This is a genomic window from Streptomyces sp. NPDC048461, from assembly GCF_055587105.1.
In genome coordinates, this window is the sequence record NZ_JBVJGW010000014.1 from 48,437 (window position 1) to 73,640 (window position 25,204).

The following is a 25,204-nucleotide window of genomic DNA, read 5'->3' on the forward strand; positions in this document are numbered from 1 at the left end:
GCGGGGGGCGGAGACGGCGTCGGAGCGAGGAGGACCAGCGTGTCACGGCAGTTGCTCACCGTCAGCCCGGAGGAGCCGCAGGGGTTCCGGACCATCGGTGAGGCCTTGGCACAGGCCCGCACCGGAGCGGTGATCCGGGTGCGGCCGGGCCGATACCCGGAGAACCTGACGGTCCGCAACCGGGTCACCATCGTCGCCGACGGCGAGCGCGGCAGCGTCGAGATCTGCCCCCGTCGCGGCAGCGCGCTGTCCCTGGTCGCCGACGCCGTGATGCTGAGCGACCTCACGCTGCGCGGCGGCTCGGAGGACGTACCCGTGGTGGACGCCGTGCGCGGCCAGGTCGCCATGGACGGCTGTACCGTCGTCGGCTCCGGCTGGACGGCCCTGCTGGCCCGCGAGACCGGGTCCCTCGCGATGCGGGACTGCCGGATCAGCAACCCGGTCGGGGCCGGCGTGGTCGACACCGCGCCGACCGGATCGGTGGTGGCCGGGTGCGTCATCGAGAACCTCGGCACCTCCGGCGTCGTCATCGGCGAGGAGGCCCGCACCACCGTGCGCGACTGCCGCATCCGCGACGCCCGGGGCAACGGGGTGCTCGCCAACGGCGAGGCGCAGGGCCTGGTGGAGGACTGCGAGATCACCGGCACGGAGAAGCCCGCCCTGGCGTTGGAGGGCAGCAGCGCCACCCGCGTGCTGCGCACCCGTATCCACGGCGCGGCGGTCGGCGTGTACGTGACGAGCGACTCCCGGCCGGTGCTGGAGGAGGTCACCGTCAGCGACACCGCCGGTCCGGGCATCGTGGTGGCCTCCGGCGCCGCCCCGGAGCTGGTGCGCTGCCGCACCGCGCGGACCAAGGGGATCGGCCTCGCGGTCACCGAGCGGTCCCGCGGCGTGTTCCGGGAGTGCGAGTTCGACACGGCCGGGGGCCCGGCGATCCGGGTCATCGGCTCCAGCGCCCCCTCGCTGACCGACACCACCGTGCGGGACTGCGCCGACCCGCAGGGCGCCGTCGTGCTGGACGAGAACTCGGTGGCCGAGTTCGACCGCCTGCACGTCTCGGACGCGGCCGGTACCGGGATCCTGATACGCGGCGGAGGCAACCCCCTGCTGCGGCACGCCCGCGTCACCTCGGCCCGCGGCCACGGCGTGGAGGTCGTGGACGACGGGCGCGGACGGCTGGAGCACTGCGAGATCGACGGCGCCGGTGCCTGCGGGGTGCGGATCGCCGGCGGCGGCAATCCGCACCTGCGGGACAGCGCCGTCCGCGCCGCCGCGGACACGGGCATCCGGGTCGGCGCGGACGGACTCGGCACCGTACGGGACTGCCGGGTGCACTCCTGCGGCGCCGCCGGCATCGGGGTGGACAAGGGCGGCGAACTGTCGGCCCTGCGTACGGAGATCACCGACTCGGGCGCGCACGGCGTGATGGCCTCCGACGGCGCCCGGCTCGCCCTCGACGCCTGTCTGGCCGCCGGGAGCCTCGGCGACGGCATCCGGGTGGACAGCGCCGAGCCCGTCACCGTGACCGGCTGCGCCGTGCGCGACAACCGGGGCGCGGGCCTGAAGCAGACCCGCGCCGGGGACCGGCTCGCCGTCGAGGACCTGATCAGCGCGGGGAACGGCGCGCCCGACGCGTGGGGCGCCGGCGCCGGAGGCCCCGGGGACGCGCGCGGACCGTCCCGGGCGGCGCCGCGCGGCCCGCTGGAGGAACTGGAGTCGCTGATCGGCCTGGGCGACGTGAAGCACCAGGTGCGGACCCTGGTCAACCTCAACCAGCTCGCGCAGCGCCGGGCCCGGCTCGGCATGCCGATGCCCCCGATGAGCCGCCACCTGGTGTTCTCGGGACCTCCCGGCACCGGCAAGACCACCGTCGCCCGGCTGTACGGCGGCATCCTCACCGAGCTGGGCGTGCTGCGCTCCGGCCACCTGGTGGAGGTGTCCCGGGCCGATCTGGTCGCCCAGGTCATCGGCGGTACGGCGATCAAGACCACCGAGGCGTTCAAGGAGGCCCTCGGCGGGGTGCTGTTCCTGGACGAGGCGTACACGCTGCTGTCCGACGGCAAGGGCGGGGGCGCCGACTTCGGCCGGGAGGCCATCGACACGCTCCTCAAGCTCATGGAGGACCACCGCGACGAGGTGGTGGTGATCGCGGCCGGCTACACCGACGAGATGGCCGCCTTCCTCGACTCCAACCCCGGGCTGGCGTCCCGGTTCACCCGCACCATCGACTTCGCGAACTACTCGGTGGAGGAACTGGTCACCATCACCGAGCGGATGTGCGAGGGCCACCACTACACGCTGGACCCGCGCACCCTGGACGCCCTCGCCGGGCACTACGGCCGGATGGAGAAGGGCGCCGCCTTCGGCAACGGCCGTGCGGCGCGCCGGGTGTTCGAGGAGATGGTGGACCGGCAGGCGTTCCGGCTGGGCTCGATGCAGGACCCGGCCGAGAGCGACCTGTCGCTGCTGCTGCCCGAGGACGTGGCCGTCGACCGGGGCGACGCGGAACGGGCGGCCGGCAGCTCCGAGGAACTGCTCGGCCGGCTGGAGGGGATGATCGGACTCTCCGCGGTGAAGCGCGCGGTGACCGACCAGGTGCACCTGCTCGCCACCGCCCGGCAGCGCCGGGCCGCCGGTCTGCCCGCTCCGAGGATCAGCCAGCACCTGGTGTTCTCCGGCCCTCCCGGCACCGGCAAGACGACCGTGGCCCGGCTGTACGCGGACATCCTGCACTCCCTCGGGGTGCTGCCCAAGGGCCAGTTGGTGGAGGTGGCCCGCGCCGACCTCGTAGGCCGGTACGTCGGCCACACCGCGCAGCTCACCAAAGAGGTCTTCGAACGCGCCCTGGGCGGCGTGCTGTTCATCGACGAGGCGTACACGCTGACCCCGGAGGGATCGCCGTCGGACTTCGGCCGTGAGGCGGTGGAGACGCTGCTCAAGCTGATGGAGGACCACCGGGACGAGATCGTGGTCATCGCCGCCGGATACACGGCCGAGATGCGCCGCTTCCTGGACTCCAACCCGGGTCTGACCTCGCGCTTCACCCGCACGGTCGAGTTCGAGGACTACACCGCCGAGGAGCTGGTGGGGATCATCACCGCGCAGGCGGCCGACTCGGGGTACGACTGCCCGCCGCCGACCGTGGACGCGGTGTACGCGTACGTGGCCGCGCTGCCGCGCGACCGTACCTTCGGCAACGCCCGGACGGGCCGCCGTCTGGTGGAGGAGATGATGACGCAACAGGCCCGCCGCCTGGGGTCGTTGGCGGCTCCCGGCCTGGAGGACCTGCGGCTGCTGCTGCCGGAGGACCTGCCGGATTCCCGGCCGACCCGGGTCTGACGGCACCGCGGCGCCCCGGAGCCCCGGGACGCCGCGGTGGCGCCGCTACTGCCAGTCGTCCCAGGGCGCCGGCTCGTCCAGGTCGTACGGCGGCTCCTCCTCGTCCGGCGCCTCCGACTCCGCCACCGGCGCGGCCGCCGCGGCGGCCGCCGCACGACCGGCCGGGGCCGACGGCGCGGGGGCGGACCCGGCGGGCGCGGCGGCGGGCGCGGCCGCGGGCCCGGCGGGGTCGCACTGCGCCAGGGTGTCGAGGACGCCCTGCGCGTACTTGGTCAGCTTGGCCTCGCCGACCCCGCCGATCGTGCCCAGCTCCTCCACCGTGGCGGGGAGCCGCGTCGCGATCTCCCGCAGCGTCGCGTCGTGGAAGACGACGTACGCCGGCACTCCCTGCTCGCGCGCCGTCGCGGCCCGCCAGGCGCGGAGGGCCAGGAACACCGGCTCGGCCCCGGCCGGCAGGTCGACCGGCACGCGGGCGCCCTTCCCGGAGCGCGACCCGGACTCCTTCCGGGACGGGGCGGCGGCCGCCTTCTCCTTGCGCATCTGGACGGTGCGGCGGCCTCCCAGCACCTCGCCGCTGTCCTCCGTCAGCACGAGCGTCCCGTAGTCGCCCTCGACGGCCAGCAGCCGCTGCGCCAGGAGCTGGCGCACGACCCCCCGCCACTCCGCGGTGCTCAGGTCCGCCCCGATGCCGAACACGGAGAGTCCGTCGTGGTCGAACTGGATGACCTTGGCCGTCTTCTTGCCCTGGAGGATGTCGATGATCTGGCCGGCGCCGAACTTCTGCCGCCGCTCGTTCGCCAGCCTCCACACGGTGGACAGCAGTTTCTGCGCCGCGACCGTCCCGTCCCAGGACTCGGCCGGAGCCAGGCAGGTGTCGCAGTTGCCGCACGGTTCGCCGGACTGCCCGAAGTAGGCGAGCAGCCGGGTCCGGCGGCAGTCGACCGTCTCGCACAGCGCGAGCATGGCGTCCAGGTGCATGCCCAGGGACCGGCGGCGGGCGTCGTCGCCCTCGGAGCCCTCGATGAGCTTGCGCTGCTGGACCACGTCCTGCAGGCCGTAGGCCAGCCAGGCCGTGGCCGGCTCGCCGTCACGGCCGGCGCGGCCGGTCTCCTGGTAGTAGCCCTCGACCGATTTCGGCAGGTCGAGGTGGGCGACGAAGCGGACGTCCGGCTTGTCGATGCCCATGCCGAAGGCGATGGTGGCGACGACCACGACCCCTTCGTCCCGGAGGAAGCGCGCCTGGTTCGCCGCCCGCACGCGGGCGTCCATCCCGGCGTGGTAGGCCACGGCGTCGATGCCCCGCTCCACCAGGAAGGCGGCGGTCTTCTCCACCGAGGCCCGCGAGAGGCAGTAGACGACTCCGGCGTCGCCGTCGTGCTCGGTGCGGATCAGCTCCAGCAGCTGCTCCAGCGGTTTGTTCTTCGGGGCGATGCGGTACTGGATGTTCGGCCGGTCGAAGCTGGCGACGAAGTGCCGGGCGTCCTCCAGGCCGAGCCGCGTCACGATCTCGGCGTGGGTGGCCTCGGTGGCCGTCGCGGTCAGCGCGATCCGCGGCACCTTCGGCCAGCGCTCGTGCAGCATGGACAGCGCGAGGTAGTCGGGCCGGAAGTCGTGACCCCACTGGGCGACGCAGTGTGCCTCGTCGATCGCGAACAGCGACACCTTGCCGCGGTCGAGCAGCCGCTGCGCGCTCTCGGTGCGCAGCCGCTCGGGCGCCAGGTAGAGCAGGTCGAGCTCGTCGGCGAGGAACGCCCTCTCGACCGCCTGCCGCTCGTGCGACTCCTGTGTCGAATTGAGGAATCCGGCCCGTACCCCGAGGGCGGTGAGCGCGTTCACCTGGTCCTGCATCAGGGCGATGAGCGGGGAGATCACGACGCCCGTGCCGTCTCTGACGAGCGCGGGGATCTGGTAGCAGAGCGACTTTCCGCCGCCGGTCGGCATGAGGACGAGGGCGTCGCCGCCGCCGACGACCTGCTCGATGATCTCCTGCTGCTCACCGCGGAAGGAGCTGTATCCGAAGACGCGGTGCAGCACCTGCAGAGCATCGGAGGTATCGGGGGAAGCGTCCGGAAGGGCCATCCTCGAAGCCTAACGGCACCCGCCGACACCCCGGCGCCGTCCGCCCGGGCCTGTGGACGACCGCCCCGCCCGCTTTCCGCCCCGGAACCGGCGCGGCCGGTCGGGGCGCCGCCCGCCGGCGCCGCAGCGGAGCTCCGGGGGCGCCGTCGGCTGGCCTTTCCGTTTCACGCCAACTCTTGTTGATTCAGGACGAGTTCACCCCCCTCTGACCTATGTTCTACGGGCCGCACCCGCCCGTTCCAGGAGGTCAGATTGCAGTCCAGGCGCTCCCCCGCCGTCATCCGCGCGTTACGGCGGTCCCACCTGCTCATCGCCTTCGGCCTCGGCTCCCTGCTGCTCGGGCTGACGCCGTGGCTCGGGGTCACGAGCCAGGCGGCGGCCGGCCGCGCGGCGGCGCCCCGGCCCGTACCCGCCCCCGTCGAGCAGCGGCCGGCCGCGCAGTCGCCGCACCACGGCATCGCCCCGGCGAACGCGATGGAGCCGGCGGCCCCCCTGCTCGACCGGACCGGGTGGACGGCGACGGCGAGCGACGAGGAGACCGCCGGCGAGAACGGCCGCGCGGCCCGCGTCCTCGACGGCGACCCCGACACCATCTGGCACAGCAGGTGGAGCGGCACCGCGGCCCCCCTGCCCCACAGCATCACCGTCGACATGCACCGCACGGCGGTCGTCTCCGGTCTCGTCTACCGGCCCCGGCCGAACGGGGCCAACGGGCGCGTCGGCGAGTACGCCCTCAGCGTCAGCGCGGACGGTCAGAGCTGGGGGAACCCGGTGGCCACCGGAACCCTCGCCGACGACGGCAGCGCCAAGACCCTCGGGTTCGCCCCGCAGGGGGCCCGGTTCGTCCGGCTGACGGCCCTCACCGAGGCCGGCGCCCGCGGACCGTGGACTTCCGCGGCCGAGATCAACCTGCTGGGCGACCCCGGCACCCCGGCCGCCACCGTCGACCTGGCCCGGACCGGATGGACGGCGACCGCGAGCGACGAGGAGACCACCGGCGAGAACGGCCGCGCGGCCCGCGTCCTCGACGGCGACCCCGACACCATCTGGCACAGCAAGTGGAGCGGCACCGCGACCCCGCTGCCCCACAGCATCACGCTCGACATGCACCGCACGGCCACCGTGTCCGCGCTCGTCTACCACCCCCGGCCGGACGGGCCCAACGGCCGGGCCGGGGCGTACGCCGTCACCACCAGCACCGACGGCTCCGTCTTCGGCGCGCCGGTCGCCTCCGGCACCTGGCGGGACGACGACACCGTCAAGACGGCCACCTTCACGCGGGCCGAGACCGCCCGCTTCGTACGCCTGACGGTGACCGGCGAGGCCGGCGGTCGCGGCCCGTGGACGTCCGCCGCGGAGATACGGCTGAGCGGGCCGGCCAGCCCGGCCGCGCACGGGGCCTGGGACCGGATCACCGGCTTCCCGCTGGTTCCCGTCGCCACCGCCGCCCTGCCCGGTGACAAGCTGCTGGCCTGGTCGGCGTACGCGGTCGACCGCTTCGGCGGCAGCAACGGCTACACCCAGACCGCGATCCTGGACCTGAAGACGGGGAAGGTCACGCAGCGGCGCATCGACAACACCGGCCACGACATGTTCTGTCCCGGCATAGCCATGCTGGCCGACGGCCGGGTGCTGGTCACCGGCGGCAGCAACGCGGAGAAGGCGAGCATCTACGACCCGGCCACCGACCAGTGGTCCGCCACCACGAACATGAACATCGCCCGCGGGTACCAGGCGATGACGCTCCTCTCCACCGGTGAGGCCTTCGTCCTGGGCGGATCCTGGAGCGGCGCCGCGGGCGACAAGGCCGGTGAGGTCTGGTCTCCCGGCACCCGTACCTGGCGGACGCTGCCGGGCGTCCCCGCCTCCCCGGCGCAGACGGCCGACCCGGCCGGCCCCTACCGCGCCGACAACCACATGTGGCTCCACGCCACGTCGGGCGGCAAGGTCCTGCAGTTCGGCCCGAGCAAGCAGATGAACTGGATCTCGACGACCGGCGCGGGCAGCATCACCGGCGCCGGTCCGCGCTCCGACAGCCCGGACGCGATGACCGGCAACGGCGTGGCCTACGACATCGGCAAGCTGCTCACCCTGGGCGGCTCGCCCGCGTACGAGAAGACCCCCGCCACCCCGCGCGCCTACACCGTGGGCGTCGCGGCCGACGGCCAGGTCCGGTCCGCCCGTACCGGGGACATGGAGCACGCCCGCGGATTCAGCAACAGCGTCGTCCTGCCCGACGGCAAGGTGGCTGTCTTCGGCGGACAGTCCTTCCCGGTGCCGTTCAGCGACGCGACCTCGGTCCTGACCCCCGAGCTGTGGGACCCGTCGACCGGAGCCTTCACCCCGCTCGCCACCATGGCCGTACCGCGCAACTACCACAGCGTGGCCAACCTGCTGCCCGACGGGCGGATCTTCTCCGGCGGCGGGGGCCTGTGCGGCGACTGCGCGACCAACCACCCGGACGGGGCCGTCTTCACCCCGCCGTACCTGCTGAACGCGGACGGTTCGCCGAAGCCGCGGCCGGTGATCACCGGCGGCGTGCCCTCACGGGCCGCTCCCGGGGCGTCGCTCGCGGTGAGCACCCAGGCGCCGGTGGCGTCGTTCGTCCTCATGCGGGCCGCGGCCGCCACCCACTCCACCGACAACGACCAGCGGCGGGTCCCCCTCGTGTCCACCGCCACGGGGCCCGGGGCGTACACGGTGTCCCTGCCCGCCGACCCGGGCGTGGTCCTGCCGGGGACGTACATGCTCTTCGCCCTCGACGCCCAGGGGGTACCGAGCATCGCCCGGTTCATCACCGTCTCCTGACCCGCGCCGGCCACCACGGGGCGCCCCGTCAGGCGGGACCGGGTCCGGGCCCGGCGGCGAAGGCCCGGCGGCCGTGCGCGAGCAGCTCGCGCACGGCCGGACCGGGCGCCGCCCGCCACACCAGGGCCAGCAGGGCCGGTGCGTCGACGTCCTCGATGGTCCGGGCGGTGAGCCGGTCGCCGTAGGCCGCCGCCATGGAGTCGCTGAGGACCGCGACGCCGAGCCCGCGGGCCGCGAGGTCGGCGATGGCGTCGGCGGCGCTGGCCTGCAGGGCGATCGCGGGGTGCAGCCCCCGGGCGGCGCAGGCGCGGTCGAACACCGTCCGCAGGCCGGTACCCGGCGGCATGCACACGACCGGGTGGGCGGTGACGTCCCGCAGGCGGACCCGGCGCCGGTCCCCCAGCGGGTGACCGGGCGCGACGGCCGCGACGAGCCGCTCACTGATGATCGTCAGCGCTTCCAGGCCCTCGGGCGCGGCCGTCGCGGTCCCGACGAGGGCCAGGTCGACGGCGCCGTCCCGGACCGCCTCGACGAGCCGGTCGGAGGTGTCCTCCAGCAGCGAGAGCTCCACGCCGGGGTGCGCCCGGTGGAACGCGGCGAGCGCCTCGAAGAGCGGCGTGACGGTGCAGCCGGTGACCATGCCGACCGTGAGCCGGCCCCGGATCAGCTCGGCGACCTCCCCCACCGCCTGCGCCACCGCCCCGGCCGCGGCGAGCGCGGCGCGGGCGTGCCCGAGGGCCGCCTTCCCCGCGACGGTCAGGGTGACGGTCCGCGCCGACCGGTCGAACAGGTCGGCACCGAGCTCGCGTTCCAGCCGGCGGATCTGGGCGCTGACGCCGGACTGGCTGATGCGGACCCGCTCGGCGGCCCGGGTGAAGTTCCGTTCCTCGGCGACCGCGACGAAGTATTCCAACTGCCTCAGCTCCATGAGCGGTGATTCTAGTTGCCAGTAGAACCAGCTGTTGGACTTCTGATGGCCCGCGGACCACCCTGGGAGGGACCGAAGAACGATCCCGTGATCCCGACCCCAGGAGGCAGTCGTGCCGGAGTACGAGAAGGCCATGCGCCCCGAGGACATCACCCGCCTGTTCGTCGAGCGGTCCAACGCCGGCGACGCGGCCGGAGTCGCCGCGCTGTACGAGGAGGACGCCGTGCTGGCCTACCCGCCGGGCGAGCGGACCGTGGGCCGCGAGGCGATCCGCGCACTGTGGGAGAAGGTGCTCGCCGACCGCCCCCGCTTCGAGCCGGAGGAGCCGCTTCCGACCCTGGCCGGCGACGGCATCGCCCTCACCTCGACCCCGCCGAAGGACGGGTCCGGGGCCCGGGCGCAGGTCGTCCGGCGCCAGCCCGACGGCAGCTGGCTGCGCCTCCTCGACCAGCCCGAGTTCACCCGCCCCGCGTCCTGACCCCGCGGGCCGGCAGGCCGGCAGGCCGTGGACCACGGTGGGGGCGACGGCGCGGGCACGCGGAACGCAGGGCGGTGAAAACGCAACGACCGATGGCCTGTTGACCTGCGAAGGGGGTGGTCCGTCCGGAAGGACGGGAAGGGCGGGAGGTGTCGGCACTCCTCGCCACTCTCAAGTTATAGCGCGGTGGGGGGCTTGCGGCAAGGCCCCGGTCCCGGGGCAGAATCGCGGGCCGAGGCCGGAACCTGCAGGAATGGGAGATACACGACGTGCGAGAGCTTTTGTCCGCCGACGGGTCGTACGGCGACGCCGGGGCGGTGGGCCCCGTGACCACCAGCGCGTTCGACCTGCCCGACAACCTCTCCGGCAAGGCCGACCCCGCCCTGATCGACGCCGACGAACGGCACTTCGCCGCGATCGCGCGGAGCCTGGAGCAGTCGATCGCCGAGCTGGCGGACCACCTCGACGCCGCGCGCCGGGCCCCCGGCGGCATCGGCCGGGCGGCGATGGACCGGGACTCCGAGATCCACCGGCTGACCGGCCGGCTGCGCACCCTGCGGCGCTTCGGCCTGGACCTGTGCCTGGGGCACTTCGTACGCGCGGACGACCCCGAGCCCGTGTACATCGGACGGCTCGGCCTCACGGACAGCGCGGGGCGGCGGCTGCTGCTCGACTGGCGCTCCCCCGCGGCCGAGCCGTTCTTCGCGGCGACCCACGCCCGCCCGGCGGGCCTGACGAGCCGCCGCAGGTACCGGTGGACCCGCGGCCGGATCGTCGACTACTGGGACGAGGTGTTCACCGCCGACGGGCTGGAGGGCCACGCGGCGCTCGACGACCAGTCCGCGTTCATCGCGAGCCTGGGCGGCAACCGGTCGGCCCGGATGCGCGACGTGCTCGCCACCATCCAGTCCGACCAGGACGCCGTCATCCGGGCGGGGTCCCGCGGCGCCCTCGTCGTCGACGGCGGCCCGGGAACGGGCAAGACCGTCGTGGCCCTGCACCGCGCCGCGCACCTCCTGTACTCCGACCCCCGTCTCGGGCACCGCCGGGGCGGCGTCCTGTTCGTCGGCCCGCACCAGCCCTACCTGGCCTACGTCGCCGACGTCCTGCCCAGCCTGGGCGAGGAGGGCGTGCGGACCTGCACCCTGCGCGACCTCGTCCCCGAGGGCGCCGGGGCGGCGGCCGAGACCGACCCGGAGGTGGCCCGCCTGAAGTCGTCCGCGGAGCTCGTGAAGGCGGTCGAACCGGCCGTCGGCCTCTACGAGGAGCCGCCCGTCGAGGGGATGACCGTATCGAGCCACTGGTCCGACCTGTGGCTGGGCGCCGACGACTGGGCCGCGGCCTTCGAGGCGGTGGAACCGGGCACGCCGCACAACGAGGCGCGCGAGCAGATCCTGGAGGAGCTCCTCACGATCCTCGTGGACAAGGACGACAGCGACGCCCCGCCCCACCTGCTCCGCGGATCGCTCCTGGAGGACCGCGACCTGATCCGGACCCTGAACCGCGCGTGGCCGATGCTCGACGCGGGGGACCTCGTCGGAGACCTCTGGTCGGTGCCCGCCTACCTGCGCAAGTGCGCTCCCGGGCTCGCCCCCGACGACGTACGCCGGCTGCAGCGCACGGACGCCCGCGCCTGGACGGTGTCCGACCTCCCGCTGCTGGACGCGGCGCGGCAGCGCCTCGGCGACCCGGGAGCGTCCCTGCGCAGGCGGGCGGACGAGGCCGCCGTCGCCGCCGAGCGGGCCCGGAGGGCCGACGCCATCGACGGCATGCTGCAGAACGTCCTCATCGACGAGAGCGAGGGCGCGGTGGGGATGCTCCGCGGACGGGACCTCCAGGACACCCTGGTCGACCGCAGCGCGCGGGAGGGCGCCGAACCGGACCCGCTCGCCGGCCCGTTCGCGCACGTCATCGTGGACGAGGCCCAGGAACTGACCGACGCCGAGTGGCAGATGCTGCTGCTGCGCTGCCCGTCCCGCAGCTTCACCGTCGTCGGCGACCGCGCGCAGGCCCGGCACGGGTTCACCGAGTCGTGGGAGGAACGGCTCGAACGGGTCGGGCTCGACCGGATCACCGTGGCCTCCCTGAGCATCAACTACCGCACCCCGGACGAGGTCATGGCGGAGGCCGAGCCGGCCATCCGCGCCGCGCTGCCCGACGCCAACGTGCCGACTTCCGTCCGGAGCGCCGGCGTTCCCGTGGTGCACGGCTCCGCCGCGGATCTGGACGCGGTCCTCGACACCTGGCTGGCCGCCCACGCCGGGGGGACCGCCTGCGTCATCGGCGCCGGGGGCACCGGAGGCGCCGTCGACGGCGCGTTCGGCGGGCGGCCCCGCGTCCGGTCGCTGACCCCGGAACTGTCGAAGGGGCTCGAATTCGACCTGGTCGTCCTCGTCGACCCGCAGGCGTTCGGTGACGGCATCGAGGGAGCCGTCGACCGCTACGTCGCGATGACCCGCGCCACCCGCCAGCTGGTCGTCCTCACGAGCCGGAGCGCCTGAACCCGGCCGCGGGCCGCGCCGCGCCCGCCGTACGCCGCTACGCGCAGGACGGGCACAGCCCGCGGTAGGTGACCTCGGCCCCGGACACCGTGAAGCCGAACCGCCCCTCCACCGGGAGGTCGGCCAGCGGGTCGCCCGTCGGCCGGACGTCGCGGATCAGGCCGCAGCGCGAGCAGACCAGGTGCTCGTGCGGGTGGTGCGCGTTGGGGTCGTAGCGCTTCGCGCGGCCGTCGGTGGAGACCTCCGCGACCTCGCCGAGCGAGACCAGCTCGCCCAGCGCGTTGTAGACGGTCGCCCGGGAGATCTCGGGCAGCAGCAGCACCGCGCGCGCGTGCACCTCGTCCGCCGTGAGGTGCACGTGATCGCCTTCGAGGACCTCCGCAACGACACGCCGCTGGGCAGTCAACCGCCAGCCGCGCCCCCGCAGCCGTTCCAGCAGGTCACTCATGTCGGCTCACCCGTTCAGGTTCGGCTGGACCCCGGAGTTCACGAAGCTCGTCCGGGATCCGATGGAATATGGGATTGGCATCCTTCTTGACTTGGATTCTGTCCATCGTAGGATCGGTTCTGAAGATAGCCAAGGGGCAGGAAGAATCCGGAGCGGCAGGAGACAGCGCCGTGAAGGACCACCGCCGAGGGGCCGCGCGACGTCGGAACGGCGTCCCGGCCTCTCCACCGCACGCACTTCCTGAGCACCGTGATCCGCCTGGTCCGGAAGGATTCCCATGTCTGAGAACCATGATGCAATCGTCGTAGACGCGAAGACGGAGGGCGGAGGTGGCTGCCCGGTCGCGCACGGCCGCGCCCCCCACCCGACGCAGGGCGGCGGCAACCGCCAGTGGTGGCCCGAGCGGCTCAACCTGAAGATCCTCGCGAAGAACCCCGCCGTGGCCAATCCCCTCGGCGAGGAGTTCGACTACGCCGCGGCGTTCAAGACGCTCGACCTCCCCGCCGTGAAGCAGGACATCGCCGAGGTGCTGACCACCTCGCAGGACTGGTGGCCGGCCGACTTCGGCCACTACGGCCCGTTCATGGTCCGGATGGCCTGGCACAGCGCGGGCACCTACCGCATCAGCGACGGCCGCGGCGGCGCCGGCGCCGGACAGCAGCGCTTCGCGCCCCTCAACAGCTGGCCGGACAACGGCAACCTCGACAAGGCCCGCCGCCTGCTGTGGCCGGTCAAGAAGAAGTACGGCCAGAGCCTCTCCTGGGCCGACCTCATGATCCTCACCGGCAACGTCGCCCTGGAGCAGATGGGCTTCGAGACCTTCGGCTTCGCCGGCGGCCGCGCGGACGTCTGGGAGCCCGACGAGGACGTCTACTGGGGCCCGGAGACCACCTGGCTCGACGACGAGCGCTACACCGGGGACCGTGACCTGGAGAACCCCCTCGGCGCGGTCCAGATGGGCCTCATCTACGTCAACCCCGAGGGCCCCAACGGCACTCCGGACCCGCTCGCCGCGGCCCGCGACATCCGTGAGACGTTCCGCCGGATGGCGATGAACGACGAGGAGACCGTCGCGCTGATCGCCGGCGGCCACACCTTCGGCAAGACCCACGGCGCCGGCCCCGCGGACCACGTCGGCGACGACCCCGAGGCCGCCTCGATCGAGCAGCAGGGCTTCGGCTGGAAGAACACGTACGGCACCGGCAAGGGCGCCGACGCGATCACCAGCGGCCTCGAGGGCATCTGGACGAACACCCCGATCACCTGGGACAACAGCTTCTTCGACATCCTCTTCGGCTACGAGTGGGAGCTGTTCAAGAGCCCCGCCGGCGCGCACCAGTGGCGCCCGAAGGACGGCGCCGGAGCGGGTACCGTGCCGGACGCCCACGACCCGGCCCGGACGCATGCGCCGACGATGCTGACGACCGACCTCTCGCTCCGGATCGACCCGGCCTACGAGCAGATCTCCCGGCGCTTCCACCAGGACCCGGCCGCGTTCGCCGACGCGTTCGCCCGCGCCTGGTTCAAGCTGACCCACCGCGACATGGGCCCGGTCGTGCGCTACCTCGGCCCCGAGGTCCCGGCCGAGACGCTGCTGTGGCAGGACCCGCTCCCCGCGGTGACGCACGAGCTCGTCACCGACGCGGACGTGGCCGCGCTCAAGCAGCAGGTCCTCGCCTCGGACCTGTCGGTGTCCCAGCTCGTGTCCGCCGCCTGGGCCTCGGCCTCCTCCTTCCGCGGCAGCGACAAGCGCGGCGGCGCCAACGGCGCCCGCGTCCGCCTCCAGCCGCAGAGCGGCTGGGAAGTCAACGAGCCCGACCGGCTCGCGGCGGTGCTGCGCACGCTGGAGGGGATCAAGGAGTCCTTCAACGGCGCCCAGACGGGCGGCAAGCGGGTCACCCTCGCCGACCTGATCGTGCTCGCCGGCGGCGCCGCCGTCGAACAGGCCGCCAAGGAGGCCGGGTTCGACGTACGGGTTCCCTTCGCACCGGGCCGTGCGGACGCCTCGCAGGAGCAGACCGACGTGGAGTCCTTCGCCGCGCTGGAGCCGGCCGCCGACGGGTTCCGCAACTACCTCGGCAAGGGCAACCGGCTGCCGGCCGAGTACCTGCTGCTCGACCGGGCGAACCTGCTGACCCTGAGCGCCCCCGAGCTGACGGTCCTCGTGGGCGGTCTCCGCGTCCTGGGTGCCAACCACCAGCAGTCGGCCCACGGCGTGTTCACCTCGACGCCCGGAACGCTGACGAACGACTTCTTCGTCAACCTGCTGGACCTGGGCACGACGTGGACGGCGACGTCCGAGGACGCGAACACCTTCGAGGGGCGCGACTCCGCCACGGACGAGGTCAAGTGGACCGGCACCCGCGCCGACCTCGTCTTCGGGTCGAACTCGGAGCTGCGCGCGGTCGCGGAGGTCTACGCGGGCGACGACGCGAAGGAGAAGTTCGTGAAGGACTTCGTCGCCGCCTGGGACAAGGTCATGAACCTGGACCGGTTCGACCTCGTCTGATCCCGGCGACCGGGTCGTGACCACGACGACCGGGCCCGGCCCCACGGGGCCGCGGCCCGGGCGTCCGTGCGACGCGATCGATCTTTCGGGCGCGGCGCGGCAACCTTCCCGGCTCCGGCGGCAACTGAAGGGGGAACAGCGCACCCCACCCCGAGGAGCAACCCCGGATGTCCGCTTCCCCCCACCGCCGTCCCACCGCTCGCCGAAGGCTCGCCCTGGCCGGAGCGGCCACCGTGGTCGCCGCCGGTCTCGGCGCCGTCCCCCTGATCGTGCACGCCGGCGCCGCCGCCCCGGCCGGCCTCGACCGCGGCGTCCTGCCCGCACGGGACGGCTGGGCCGCGAGCGGCGCGGGCACGACCGGCGGCCGGGCCGCCGACTCCGCCCGCGTGTTCACCGTCTCCACGCGCGCCGCCCTGGCGAAGGCCCTGACCGCCGGCCCGGCCGGGGCCCCGCGGATCATCCGGGTCAAGGGGATGATCGACGCGAACACCGACGACAGCGGCAGACCGCTGACGTGCGACGACTACGCCAAGGACACCGGCTACTCCCTCGACGCCTACCTCCGGGCCCACGACCCCGGCACGTGGGGGCGCACCAGGCTGCCGGCCGGACCGCAGGAGAACGCCCGCAAGGCGGCGCAGGCACGGCAGGCCGCCCGCATGGTGTTCACCGTGCCCGCGCGGACCACCGTCATCGGGGTGCCGGGAACCGGCGCGGGCATCACCGGCGGCAGCCTGGTGGTGAAGAACGCGGACAACGTGATCATCCGCAACTTGTCGCTGACCGACGTCCGGGACTGCTTCCCGCAGTGGGACCCCACCGACGGCTCCACCGGGAACTGGAACTCCGCCCACGACGCCGTCAGCCTGCGCGGCGCCACCCACGTGTGGGTCGACCACAACAGCTTCTCCGACTCCCCGCACCACGACGCCGCGAGCCCGTCGCACTTCGGCCGGAAGTACCAGGTCCACGACGGCGCGCTCGACATCACCAACGCCTCCGACCTGGTCACCGTCGGATACAACACGTTCGCCGCCCACGACAAGACGATGCTCATCGGCAGCAGCGACGAGGACACCAAGCTCCGCGTGACGCTCCACCACAACGTCTTCCGGGGCGTCGTCCAGCGCGCCCCGCTCGCCCGGGTGGGCAGGATCCACCTGTACGACAACCTCTACGACACGGCCGAGCGCGAGGGGTACGCACACAGCTACAGCATCAGCTCCCGGGCCGGCGCCCAGGTGGTCGCGGAGAACAACCACTGGCGGCTGTCACCCGACCGCGAGGTCTCCCAGCTGCTCGTCGGTGACGGCACGGGAGCGGTGGCGGGCCGCGGCAACCTCGTCGACGGGAAGCCCGCCGACCCGGTCGCCGCGTACAACGCCGCCCGTCCCGGCAAGAAGATCAAGACGTCGGTCTCCTGGACGCCCACCCTCTCGGCCGGCTTGGAGCCCGCCGCCGGGCTGCCCGCGAAACTCGCGGCGAAGGCGGGCGCGGGCGTCCTCACCGAAACCGGCTCCGCCCCCGCCCCCGCGCCCTCCGCCCCCAGGCCGTCCCCCTCCGCCCCCGCACCGTCCGCCCCCGCCCCGTCCGGCGCCGTCGGCCGCACGCTGACGGTGGCCGCCGACGGGTCGGCCCGCTACCGCTCGGTGCAGTCCGCCGTCGACGCCGCCGCCCCCGGGGACACCGTCCTCGTCGCCCGCGGCACGTACCGCGAGACGGTGGACGTACCGGCCGCCAAGCACGGGCTGACGCTCAAGGGCGCCACCGGCAACGCCGAGGACGTGGTCATCACGTACGACAACGCGTCCGGCACCCCGAAACCCGGCGGCGGCACGTACGGCACCGCCGGGAGTGCGACGGCCTCCTTCGCCGCGAACGACCTGACCGTCACCGGTGTGACGGTCCAGAACACGTGGGAGCGGTCGGCGCTCCCCGGGACGCGCGACACCCAGGCCGTCGCGGTCAACGCCTCCGGCGACCGTCAGCAGTACCTGAACGCGCGCTTCATCGGCCACCAGGACACCGTCCTGAACTGGGCTCCCCGCGCCACGGGCCGGTACCGGCAGTACTTCCGGCACTGCTTCATCGCCGGTGACGTCGACTTCGTCTTCGGCAACGCCACCGCCGTCTACGACCGCGTCAACATCACCCTCCGCGACCGGGGCGCCGCGCCCGGAGGCACCAACGGCTACCTGGCGGCGCCGAACACCGACGCGGCGCAGCCGTACGGCATCCTCATCACCGACAGCACCGTCAGCAGCACCGCCGCGGCCGGCACCTACTTCCTCGGCCGGCCGTGGCACCCCGGCGCGAGCGCCGTCGGCCGGCTGGTCATCCGCGGCACGAGCCTGCCCGCCGCCGTGAAGAGCGCCACTCCGTGGACCGACATGGGCGGCTTCTCCTGGAGGTCCGCGCGGTTCGCCGAGTACGCCAACACCGGCCCCGGCGCCGGTACGGGGCCGGACCGGCCCCAGCTCACCGCCGGCCAGGCCGTGGGCCACACCGCCCGCACCTACCTGGCCGGCGCCGACGGCTGGAACCCGGTGGGCTGATGGACGCCGTCACGCGGACCGGGACCCGGCTCCGGCCGGGACCCGCCCGGAGCCCGGCCGGCGCCCGCCGCCCGGAGCGGAAAGCCCCCGAACACCCGGTCGGACGAGCTGCTACGCTCCCGCATCCGCCCGTTGGCGCCCCCGTCGCACCGAGAGGCCGTACCGAGGCCATGACCACCGATGAGGCGTCCGCGGACTTCCACGCCTTCTTCGAGCGCCACCACGCCGAACTCGCGCGCCTCGCCCATCTGCTGACCGGGGAGGCCGACGCCGCCGACGACCTCGCCGCCGACGCGATGGTGGCGCTCTGGCACCGCTGGGACCGGGTCAGCCGCGCCGACTCCCCCGCCGCCTACGCCCGCGGGGTCGTCGCCAACCTCGCGCGCGGCCGGATCCGCAGCAGCGTGCGCGAGCGGCGGCGCGTGCTGCAGTTCTGGTCGCACCGCCCGGAGCGCACCGACGGCCCGGACGTGGCGGCCGTGATGGACGTGCGGGCGGCCCTGGACCGGCTGCCGTTCCGCAAGCGCGCCTGCGTCGTCCTGCGCTACGCCTTCGACCTGTCGGAGAAGGACACCGCCCTGGCCCTGGGGATATCGGTCGGTACGGTGAAGAGCCAGACCTCCAGGGGAACGGCGGAACTACAGCGGCTGCTCGGCACGCGGGCCGCCGGCGAGCTGGTGGGGAGGAGGAGCCGGTGACGGACGAACTGCGCGACCTGCTGCGCGAGAGCGCCGCTGCCCACCGGCCCGACCGGGCCCGCATCCTCGCCCGGGTCGAGCGCGGCACGGCCCGCCCGGAGCCGCCCGCCCGGCCGTTCGCGCGCGTACGCCGGCTCGGCCGCGGGCGCGGCGGGGTCCTGTCCTGGCCGAGGGTCGTCCTCGCGACCCTGGCGACCGCCGGGGCCCTCGCCGTGGGCAGCCTGGCCGTGGCGACGGTGTTCCACGCCCCGGATCCGCCGCAGGTCGCCACGGATCCGGCGCCGCCGGCCTCCGTGTCCCCCTCCCCCGTCCCGCCGTCGCCCGCGCCTTCCCCCTCCACCGACCCGACCGGTACGCCGCACGCGCCGCCCCCGCCCTCCACGACTCCGGCCGGGCCGGGACCCGATCCCGGGCGGAGCGCCTCCGGTTCCCCGTCCGCCGGTCCGCGCGCGACGCCGCCCGCGGCCGGTTCCCGGACCCAGGACGGCCCGCTGTGGGCGGACGGCTCCGTCGACCCCGACAGCACCGTCCGCTGGGCGTGGAGCAACGTCACCCTCAAGACGTCGAGTCCGCTCACCGCGCTCACCGTCGAGCTGCGGATCGCCCTGACCGACGGGGTGCGGAGCACCGGCGGCAGGCAGTCGCTCCCGGCAGGCGACTTCGCCGTCTCGGTCCGTACGGAGGGCGGCTTCCTCGTCTACCGGTGGACGCTCAGGGCGGGCCGGACCGTCCCGGCCGGCGAGCACCTCTTCGCCGGGCAGTACGACCACGCCACCGGCGGCCGCGACGCCCACGACGACTCCTACGCCGTCCGGGCCACCGCGGCGCGCGGCGGCGGTCCGGACGGCGGGGCCTCGGTGTGGGGCGACTTCGCCCGGACCGGCTGAGCGGGCCGCCCGGTGGGGCGGGCGGCCCCGCGGCTCAGGTGGCCGGCTGGGGGCGGGTGGTGCCGGGGAGGCACGCCACCGCCGTGTTGTAGGTCTCGTGCACGCCCTTCGGGTTGGCCTTCCAGAGCCACAGGTGCAGGGCGTAGTGGACGGGCTGGCCGGGGAAGTTGCCGCGCTGCGGGCCCTTGAAGGCGCGGCCGAACAGGCTGGGGCGGTCGTCGTCCGTGGCGAGGTTCTGGTCCCGGTCGTAGACCAGCCACTGGACGCCCACGAGGCGCTTGCCGCCGCGCCCGTCGTCCTCGTAGTACAGGGCGGCGGGCTTCGCCGGGTCGACGGAGTTGTCGTAGGCGTGGTTGAAGTGCGGGTAGCCGAGCGCGCCGGGGCCCGTCCGGTTCGCGACGCAGTACTTGTCCGGCACGTAGCCGGCCTTCACCCCGTTCGCGTGGATCTGGTACGGGGCGGTCGCGCGGTACGTGACGCTGCGTTCGGCGGCCGCTCTGGCGCGGTCGGCGCCGGCGGGGCCGGACGCGGTGGCGGGAGCGGCGACGGCCAGCGCGAGCGCGGCGGCCGTCGTGAGGACCAGGGCGGGACGTCGGGCCATGCGCGGTCTCCTCTGGGCGGTGGGCTGCACGCACAGCCCCTTCCCCGGCCCCGGTGGCCCGTCACCGCGGCGGACCGTACGGCCGTCGGCCGGTCGGCCGAAGGCCGGGCCGCGGCGGGCGCCGCCGTACGGTCTCCCCGGCGGGGCCCCGCCCTGCTCCGGCCGGGCCGCGCGGGTGCCGGGCGGGCCGCGGGCCGGGCGGGCGCGGCGGCTCACCCGATCGGGCGGGGGCCGTTTCGCGGCCCGCTCCCGCAGGGAAGCGCTGGGTCCGGGAACCCGAGTGTCACGGAGGGCGCGGAAGATGACGCAGGACAACGCGGCACCGCAGGGCGGCGGAGCGCTGCACGACATCGTGTCGGCGGTGTCCGCCGGCGCGCCGGAGTACCGGGCGTGCCCCCACGCCGCGTACGCCGCGCTGCGCGAGCAGGCCCCGGTGTGCCTGCTGAAGCCGCCGCACGGGGTCGACACGTACCTGATCACCCGCTACGACGACGCCCGGGACGCCCTCTCGGACCCGCGGTTCAGCAAGGACAAGCGCGGGGCGATCGAGACGTACCACGCCGTGTACGGCAGCTTGTTCGACGCGCTCGACGACAACGTGCTCTTCTCGGACCCGCCGCGGCACACGCGGCTGCGCCGCAGCCTGCGGAGCGCCTTCACGCCCCGGCGGGTGGAGGCCATGAGGCCGCGGATCACGGAGATCGCGGAGGGCCTGCTGCGCGAGTGCCGGAAGCAGAACACGGTCGACCTGATGACGTCGTTCGCGTTCCCGCTGCCCATCGCGGTCCTGTGCGAGTTGATGGGGATCCCGGAGGCGGACCGCGGCGAGATCCTGGAGCAGTTCTCGGTCGTGACGCGGGCCCGGTTCGACCCCCGGCTGAAGACGGAGCTGAGGGCCGCCGAGGAGTGGCTGCAGAACCGTCTGGGGCGGCTGGTGGCGCACACCCGCGAGAACCCGTCCGACTCGTTCCTCAGCGACGTCATCCGGGCGGAGGACGCCCTGGACGACGCGGAGCTCGTCTCGTCGATGTGGGTGATCTTCTTCGCGGGCCACAAGACCACCGCGTTCCAGATCGGGAACACCGTCCTCAACCTGCTGCTGCGGCCCGACCAGTTGCAGCGGCTGCGGGAGGAACCGCGGCGGATCCCGCAGGCGGTGGAGGAGATCGTGCGGTTCGAGGGCTCGGTGGAGACCTCGACGTTCCGGTACGCGGCCGAGGACGTCGAGATCCGCGGGACGCTGATCCCCCGGGGCTCCCTGGTGCAGATCGCCATCACCTCGGCGAACCGGGACCCGGAGAAGTTCGAGGACCCCGACGTCCTGGACGTGACCCGCGAGGGCATCCAGGGCACGCACCTGGGCTTCGGGCACGGCACGCACTACTGCCTCGGGGCGCCGCTGGCGCGGCTGGAGCTGGAGATCGCGCTCTCGTGCCTCCTGCGGGAGTTCCCGCAGATGCGGACGGCCGACGACGAGGAGGCCGAGGGGGCGTGGCTGAAGGGGCCGGTGGCGGCGTTCCGCGGGCTCCAGCACCTGCGGCTCGTCCTGGACCCGTCCCGTACGGCCGTGAACCTCGGTCCGGAGCCCGTGGGCACCGCGGCACCGCAGGCACCCGCGGCCGCCCCCGCGGCCTCCCGCAAGTAGACCCGCACCCGACGGACGGTGGACTGGCATGCCGGACTCTGCGCGCACCTCCGCACGACCCCTCCCGCCGATGGAGGCGGACGAACCGCTGATGACGTCCGTGGGCACCGGTGACCTCGGCCTCACGGCGCCGGGCGATCACGCCCCGGCGCCGGACGGGGAGCGTTCGGCCCCGTCGAAGATCGACATGCACCACCACTTCTGCGCACCGGAGTGGCGCGAGTGGGCCGAGCACCACGGTCTGATCGAGGCCGGGCAGCTGCCGCCGTGGACGCGCCTCGACACCGCGGCCGCGGTCCGCTTCATGGACGGCGCGGGCATCGCCACGGCCGTCCTCAAGCCGATGCTGCCGGCGCGCTACCGTTCGTCGGCCCAGCTGCGCGAGGCCATCAACATCACGCTGCGTTCGATGATCGAGGTCGTGCACACGCATCCGGGTCGCTTCTCGTTCTACGCGCCGCTCTTCCTGGACGATCCCGACGCCTCGTCCTGGGCCGTGCGCCGCGGACTCGGGCAGCTCGGCGCCGTCGGCGTGAACGTCACGGCCAACTACGGCGGCGTCTACCTCGGAGACCCCTCCTACGACCGGCTGTTCGGCGAACTGAACGACTGCTCGGCCGTGGTGGACACCCACCCGCACAACCTCCCGGGCGGCCCGCCCGGCGCGGCGACGGTTCCGGGCATCCCGAACTTCATGTGCGACTTCCTGCTGGACACCACGCGCGCCGCCGTCAACATGATCGGCAGGCGGACGCTGGACCGCTTCCCGGACATCTCCGTGATCCTGCCGCACGCCGGCGGTTTCCTGCCGTACATCGCGACGCGCATGCAGGCCCTCGGCCGGTTCTGCGACCCGCCGATCGACCCCGGGGCGGTGCGCGACCACCTGGGCCGCTTCTACTACGACACGGCGGGGCCGATGGCTCCCGCCGGGACCCTCCTGGCCCACGTGCCGGCCGAGCGGATCCTCTTCGGCACCGACTGGCCCGCCGCCCCCGCCGACACGGTCACGGACCTGGCCTTCCCCGCGCTCGAAGCGGACCCGGCCTTCACGCCGGAGCAGCTCCGGGGGATCTACCGGGGCAACGCGCTGCGCCTGATCCCGCAGCTCGCGACGGTCTGACCGCCGCCCGGCCCCGGACCGTCACGGCGAGGGGGTTCCGGGTGCCGGTTCCGGCGCCGCTTCGAGCGCCGCCTTCAGGTTGCGCAGCGTGGTGCGGATGTTCCGCTGCTGGAAGACGGCGAACGTGTGCCCGCGGGTCGCCACCCGGTCGAAGGCGTTGGCGACGGCGTCGGGCCACTTGCGCCGGTCGTCGGTCCAGGTCTCCGTCACGCGGGTGCCCTCGGCGACCGGCTCGAACCGGTACTCCCAGGTGGCGATGGGGCCGGGCAGCCGCGGCCGCCGGAGCCCGATGGCGTGGACCCTGAACCGGAACAGCCGGCCCTGGTCCGCCGCGGTGACCGTGCAGCGCGTGGTCCAGCGGAACGGGCCCCGCTTGTTGTGGCCCTCGAACACCATCCCGACGTACGCGCCGTCCCCGCCGCCGCCGGGCACGGTGGCCCCCAGGTTCTCCGGGCTCCAGTCACCCATGCGGGTGACTTCGGACACGCGCCGGTAGACCGTGGAGGGGTCGGCGCCGACGAGGACGCTGTCGGACACGCTGAACGTGCGGGGCATGGCACTCCGATCTCCGGGGGTCCGACGCTATCGCCTGACCACCCCCGAAGCTACCCCGCGGTAACCCCGGCCCGCCCTCCGGGCGCGGGAAGGCCCCCTCGGCGGGTCCGGGGGATGCGTACCGTGGCGGCATGACGGACGGTCGGTACGAGGTGGACGTGGCGCCCGGCGTCGAGGTGCCCGTGCCCGGCGACGGCGAGCGCTGGGCGGTGGGGGCGGTGATCCTGGACGGCCGCGGACGGGCCTTCGCGCAGCGGCGCAGCCCCGACCGGCGGCTGTTCCCCGGCTGCTGGGACATCGCGGGCGGGCACGTCGAGCCCGGCGAGTCGCTGCTGGAGGCCCTGGTGCGGGAGGTCGCGGAGGAGACCGGCTGGCGGGTGCGCCGGGTGCGGCGGCTCCTCGGCGTCTGCACCTGGACCGGGGACGACGGCAACGGCCTGCGGCACGAGGCGGACTATCTCGTGGAGGTCGACGGCGACCTGTCGCGCCCGGCGCTGGAGTGGGCCAAGCACTCGGCGTACGACTGGTTCGGCCGCGACGACCTGCACCGGCTCAGGGAGAACCGCGCCGGGGACACGTTCATCCACGACCTGGTCGCGTCGGCGCTGGGGGTTCCCGGGGAACCGTCCGGCGGGGTCTGAGGCGGGGCGCGGGCCCGCGGCGGGCCCGTTTCGCACGCCGGAACGGCAACGGATCCTCCGTATGCTCGTGCCGCCCGGAGCGGTCAATTCCGCTTCCCGGAGCACGAGTCCGCGACGCCGTGCCCGGATCTCCCCGCCGACCGACCAGAGGAACCGCATGCTCCTGTCCTTCGACCGACGGCTGGCCGTGAGCGCCGCCCTCCTCGCCGTCGTGGCCGGCGTCGTACCGGCGACCGCCGCGCACGCGGCGCCGGCCGGACCCGCCCGGACCCCGCAGGCCGGGCCCCCCGCTCCCGACCTCGCCGCGCTGGAACGGGCGCTGCGGAACACCACCGCCGCCGGCGCCCCGGGGGCGACGGCCCGCTTCAGCGGCCCCGGGGGCGTCAGGACGAAGGCCGTCGGCGTGCGCGACCGGGTCACGGGCGCCGCCATGGATCCCGGGGCCCGGTTCCGGATCGGAAGCGTCAGCAAGACGTTCACCTCCGTCGTCCTGCTCCAGCTGGTGGCCGAGAAGAAGGTCGCCCTCGACGCGTCCGTGGGCCGGTACCTGCCCGGCCTGCTGCCCGACGACCGCATCACCGTGCGCCACCTGCTCACCCACCGGAGCGGGCTGGCGGACTACACGGACGCCATGTTCGCGCGGACCGTGCCCGGCTTCGAGGCCGTCCGGAACAGGGTGTTCGGGTACGGGGACCTGGTGAGGCTCTCGCTGGACGAGCCGCGCACGAACCGGCCCGGCGCGGCGTACGCGTACTCGAACACCAACTTCGTGGTCCTCGGCATGCTCGTCGAGAAGGTGACCGGGACCGGGATCGCCAAGGAGTACGACCGGCGCATCGTCAAGCCGCTGCGGCTGCGGAACACCTCGTACGTGCACCCCGGCACGACCATCGGGGGACTGCACGCGCGCGGCTACCTCCACCCCGACGAGGCGGGTGCGCCGCTGGTCGACTCGACCGAGCAGACGGTGTCGTGGGCCCAGTCCGCCGGAGCGGTCATCTCGGATCCGGCGGACCTGAACACCTTCACGTCCGCCCTGCTCGGCGGGAAGCTGCTGCCCGGGTCGATGCTCGACGCCATGACCGCCGTGACCCCGGTCGACGCGGCGCGCACCCGCTTCTACGGGCTGGGCCTGCGCCGCTACGACCTCTCCTGCGGCACCTCGGTCTACGGGCACACCGGCACCGTGCAGGGCTTCTACACCTACGCGTTCTCCACCCGCGACGGCCGCCGGAGCCTCGCCGCCATGGCGAACACGTCCAACAGGGGCGAGGCCAACACCGCTCTCGGCGGCACCCTCGACGCCGCGTTCTGCGGGCGGGCCGCCGCGAAACCGGCGAAGGGAACGGCGCGCGGCTTCGCCGCCGCCCCGGCCGACGTCGACCTGCCCGAGCACCACGCCCGCTGAC

Annotated in this window: 16 protein-coding genes and 2 pseudogenes; 13 read left to right on the forward strand and 5 right to left on the reverse strand. The window is 74.1% G+C overall.

Going from position 1 to position 25,204, the window contains the following annotated elements; all coding sequences use genetic code 11:
• The first annotated feature begins 39 nt into the window (after positions 1-39).
• On the forward strand, positions 40-3,339 hold the full coding sequence (locus tag ACZ6S8_RS23680) for a right-handed parallel beta-helix repeat-containing protein (RefSeq protein WP_469458770.1): 3,300 nt from the start codon (positions 40-42) through the stop codon (positions 3,337-3,339).
• Positions 3,340-3,384: 45 nt separating this feature from the next.
• On the opposite strand, the gene recQ is transcribed toward ACZ6S8_RS23680, so the two are convergent.
• Positions 3,385-5,418 carry a DNA helicase RecQ gene (recQ, locus tag ACZ6S8_RS23685; RefSeq protein WP_469458772.1) on the reverse strand — a complete coding sequence of 678 codons (2,034 nt, stop codon included), beginning with the start codon at positions 5,416-5,418 and terminating at the stop codon, positions 3,385-3,387.
• Between the two features lie 252 nt (positions 5,419-5,670).
• Between recQ and ACZ6S8_RS23690 the strand changes: the two genes are divergently transcribed.
• A complete protein-coding gene (locus ACZ6S8_RS23690; protein ID WP_469458774.1) occupies positions 5,671-8,226 on the forward strand; it encodes a discoidin domain-containing protein in 2,556 nt (851 codons plus the stop codon).
• A gap of 28 nt (positions 8,227-8,254) precedes the next feature.
• Here the strand turns inward: ACZ6S8_RS23690 and ACZ6S8_RS23695 are convergent, their stop codons facing one another.
• Entirely contained in the window at positions 8,255-9,154 is a 900-nt protein-coding gene (locus tag ACZ6S8_RS23695) for a LysR family transcriptional regulator (protein ID WP_469458776.1), read from the reverse strand.
• A 112-nt stretch (positions 9,155-9,266) separates the two neighbouring features.
• On the opposite strand from ACZ6S8_RS23695, the gene ACZ6S8_RS23700 reads away from it, so the two are divergent.
• Entirely contained in the window at positions 9,267-9,632 is a 366-nt protein-coding gene (locus ACZ6S8_RS23700; RefSeq protein WP_469458778.1) for a YybH family protein, read from the forward strand.
• 317 nt (positions 9,633-9,949) lie between these two features.
• Entirely contained in the window at positions 9,950-12,133 is a 2,184-nt protein-coding gene (helR, locus tag ACZ6S8_RS23705; RefSeq protein ID WP_469459068.1) for an RNA polymerase recycling motor ATPase HelR, read from the forward strand.
• Between the two features lie 37 nt (positions 12,134-12,170).
• On the opposite strand, the gene ACZ6S8_RS23710 is transcribed toward helR, so the two are convergent.
• Positions 12,171-12,581: a Fur family transcriptional regulator gene (locus ACZ6S8_RS23710; RefSeq protein WP_469458781.1), complete on the reverse strand. Its 411-nt coding sequence runs from the start codon at positions 12,579-12,581 to the stop codon at positions 12,171-12,173.
• Between the two features lie 277 nt (positions 12,582-12,858).
• On the opposite strand from ACZ6S8_RS23710, the gene katG reads away from it, so the two are divergent.
• The 5 genes and pseudogenes from katG (at position 12,859) to ACZ6S8_RS23735 (ending at position 19,230) form a co-directional block, all read left to right on the forward strand.
• On the forward strand, positions 12,859-15,090 hold the full coding sequence (katG, locus tag ACZ6S8_RS23715; protein ID WP_469458783.1) for a catalase/peroxidase HPI: 2,232 nt from the start codon (positions 12,859-12,861) through the stop codon (positions 15,088-15,090).
• A gap of 167 nt (positions 15,091-15,257) precedes the next feature.
• Positions 15,258-16,598 (forward strand): annotated as a pseudogene (locus tag ACZ6S8_RS23720) (pectate lyase family protein); the annotation flags it as partial.
• A gap of 114 nt (positions 16,599-16,712) precedes the next feature.
• Positions 16,713-17,645: pseudogene (locus ACZ6S8_RS23725) on the forward strand (pectinesterase family protein); the annotation flags it as partial.
• Positions 17,646-17,815: 170 nt separating this feature from the next.
• Positions 17,816-18,343: a SigE family RNA polymerase sigma factor gene (locus tag ACZ6S8_RS23730; protein ID WP_469458785.1), complete on the forward strand. Its 528-nt coding sequence runs from the start codon at positions 17,816-17,818 to the stop codon at positions 18,341-18,343.
• A complete protein-coding gene (locus ACZ6S8_RS23735) occupies positions 18,340-19,230 on the forward strand; it encodes a hypothetical protein (RefSeq protein WP_469458787.1) in 891 nt (296 codons plus the stop codon). Before ACZ6S8_RS23730 ends, ACZ6S8_RS23735 begins: the two co-directional genes overlap by 4 nt.
• A 34-nt stretch (positions 19,231-19,264) precedes the next feature.
• Here ACZ6S8_RS23735 and ACZ6S8_RS23740 read toward each other — a convergent pair whose 3' ends face one another.
• The gene (locus ACZ6S8_RS23740; RefSeq protein WP_469458788.1) at positions 19,265-19,831 is read right to left on the reverse strand and encodes a hypothetical protein; all 567 of its coding nucleotides are present in this window, start codon (positions 19,829-19,831) and stop codon (positions 19,265-19,267) included.
• 301 nt (positions 19,832-20,132) lie between these two features.
• Here ACZ6S8_RS23740 and ACZ6S8_RS23745 point away from each other — a divergent pair, with 301 nt between their 5' ends.
• Both ACZ6S8_RS23745 and ACZ6S8_RS23750 read left to right on the forward strand, forming a co-directional pair.
• Positions 20,133-21,476, forward strand: a complete 1,344-nt coding sequence (locus tag ACZ6S8_RS23745; protein WP_469458790.1) for a cytochrome P450 family protein — start codon at positions 20,133-20,135, stop codon at positions 21,474-21,476.
• A 28-nt stretch (positions 21,477-21,504) separates the two neighbouring features.
• Positions 21,505-22,599, forward strand: coding sequence for an amidohydrolase family protein (locus ACZ6S8_RS23750; protein WP_469458792.1), 1,095 nt, complete (start codon positions 21,505-21,507; stop codon positions 22,597-22,599).
• A 21-nt stretch (positions 22,600-22,620) separates the two neighbouring features.
• On the opposite strand, the gene ACZ6S8_RS23755 is transcribed toward ACZ6S8_RS23750, so the two are convergent.
• Positions 22,621-23,154, reverse strand: coding sequence for an SRPBCC family protein (locus ACZ6S8_RS23755; RefSeq protein ID WP_469458793.1), 534 nt, complete (start codon positions 23,152-23,154; stop codon positions 22,621-22,623).
• 131 nt (positions 23,155-23,285) lie between these two features.
• On the opposite strand from ACZ6S8_RS23755, the gene ACZ6S8_RS23760 reads away from it, so the two are divergent.
• Positions 23,286-23,795 carry an NUDIX hydrolase gene (locus ACZ6S8_RS23760; RefSeq protein WP_469458795.1) on the forward strand — a complete coding sequence of 170 codons (510 nt, stop codon included), beginning with the start codon at positions 23,286-23,288 and terminating at the stop codon, positions 23,793-23,795.
• A gap of 157 nt (positions 23,796-23,952) precedes the next feature.
• Complete coding sequence (locus tag ACZ6S8_RS23765; RefSeq protein WP_469458797.1) at positions 23,953-25,203, forward strand: serine hydrolase domain-containing protein; 1,251 nt, start codon at positions 23,953-23,955, stop codon at positions 25,201-25,203.
• The last annotated feature ends 1 nt before the right edge of the window (position 25,204 follow it).

What these genes read in the sequence shown, in the direction of transcription:
- ACZ6S8_RS23740 (WP_469458788.1), bottom strand. Translation starts at nt 19,831, where the DNA reads ATGGCCCGACGTCCCGCCCTGGTCCTCACGACGGCCGCCGCGCTCGCG.
- ACZ6S8_RS23710 (WP_469458781.1), bottom strand. Translation starts at nt 12,581, where the DNA reads ATGAGTGACCTGCTGGAACGGCTGCGGGGGCGCGGCTGGCGGTTGACT.
- ACZ6S8_RS23730 (WP_469458785.1), top strand. Translation starts at nt 17,816, where the DNA reads ATGACCACCGATGAGGCGTCCGCGGACTTCCACGCCTTCTTCGAGCGC.
- ACZ6S8_RS23745 (WP_469458790.1), top strand. Translation starts at nt 20,133, where the DNA reads ATGACGCAGGACAACGCGGCACCGCAGGGCGGCGGAGCGCTGCACGAC.
- ACZ6S8_RS23765 (WP_469458797.1), top strand. Translation starts at nt 23,953, where the DNA reads ATGCTCCTGTCCTTCGACCGACGGCTGGCCGTGAGCGCCGCCCTCCTC.
- ACZ6S8_RS23750 (WP_469458792.1), top strand. Translation starts at nt 21,505, where the DNA reads ATGCCGGACTCTGCGCGCACCTCCGCACGACCCCTCCCGCCGATGGAG.
- recQ (WP_469458772.1), bottom strand. Translation starts at nt 5,418, where the DNA reads ATGGCCCTTCCGGACGCTTCCCCCGATACCTCCGATGCTCTGCAGGTG.
- ACZ6S8_RS23695 (WP_469458776.1), bottom strand. Translation starts at nt 9,154, where the DNA reads ATGGAGCTGAGGCAGTTGGAATACTTCGTCGCGGTCGCCGAGGAACGG.
- katG (WP_469458783.1), top strand. Translation starts at nt 12,859, where the DNA reads ATGTCTGAGAACCATGATGCAATCGTCGTAGACGCGAAGACGGAGGGC.
- ACZ6S8_RS23760 (WP_469458795.1), top strand. Translation starts at nt 23,286, where the DNA reads ATGACGGACGGTCGGTACGAGGTGGACGTGGCGCCCGGCGTCGAGGTG.
- ACZ6S8_RS23755 (WP_469458793.1), bottom strand. Translation starts at nt 23,154, where the DNA reads ATGCCCCGCACGTTCAGCGTGTCCGACAGCGTCCTCGTCGGCGCCGAC.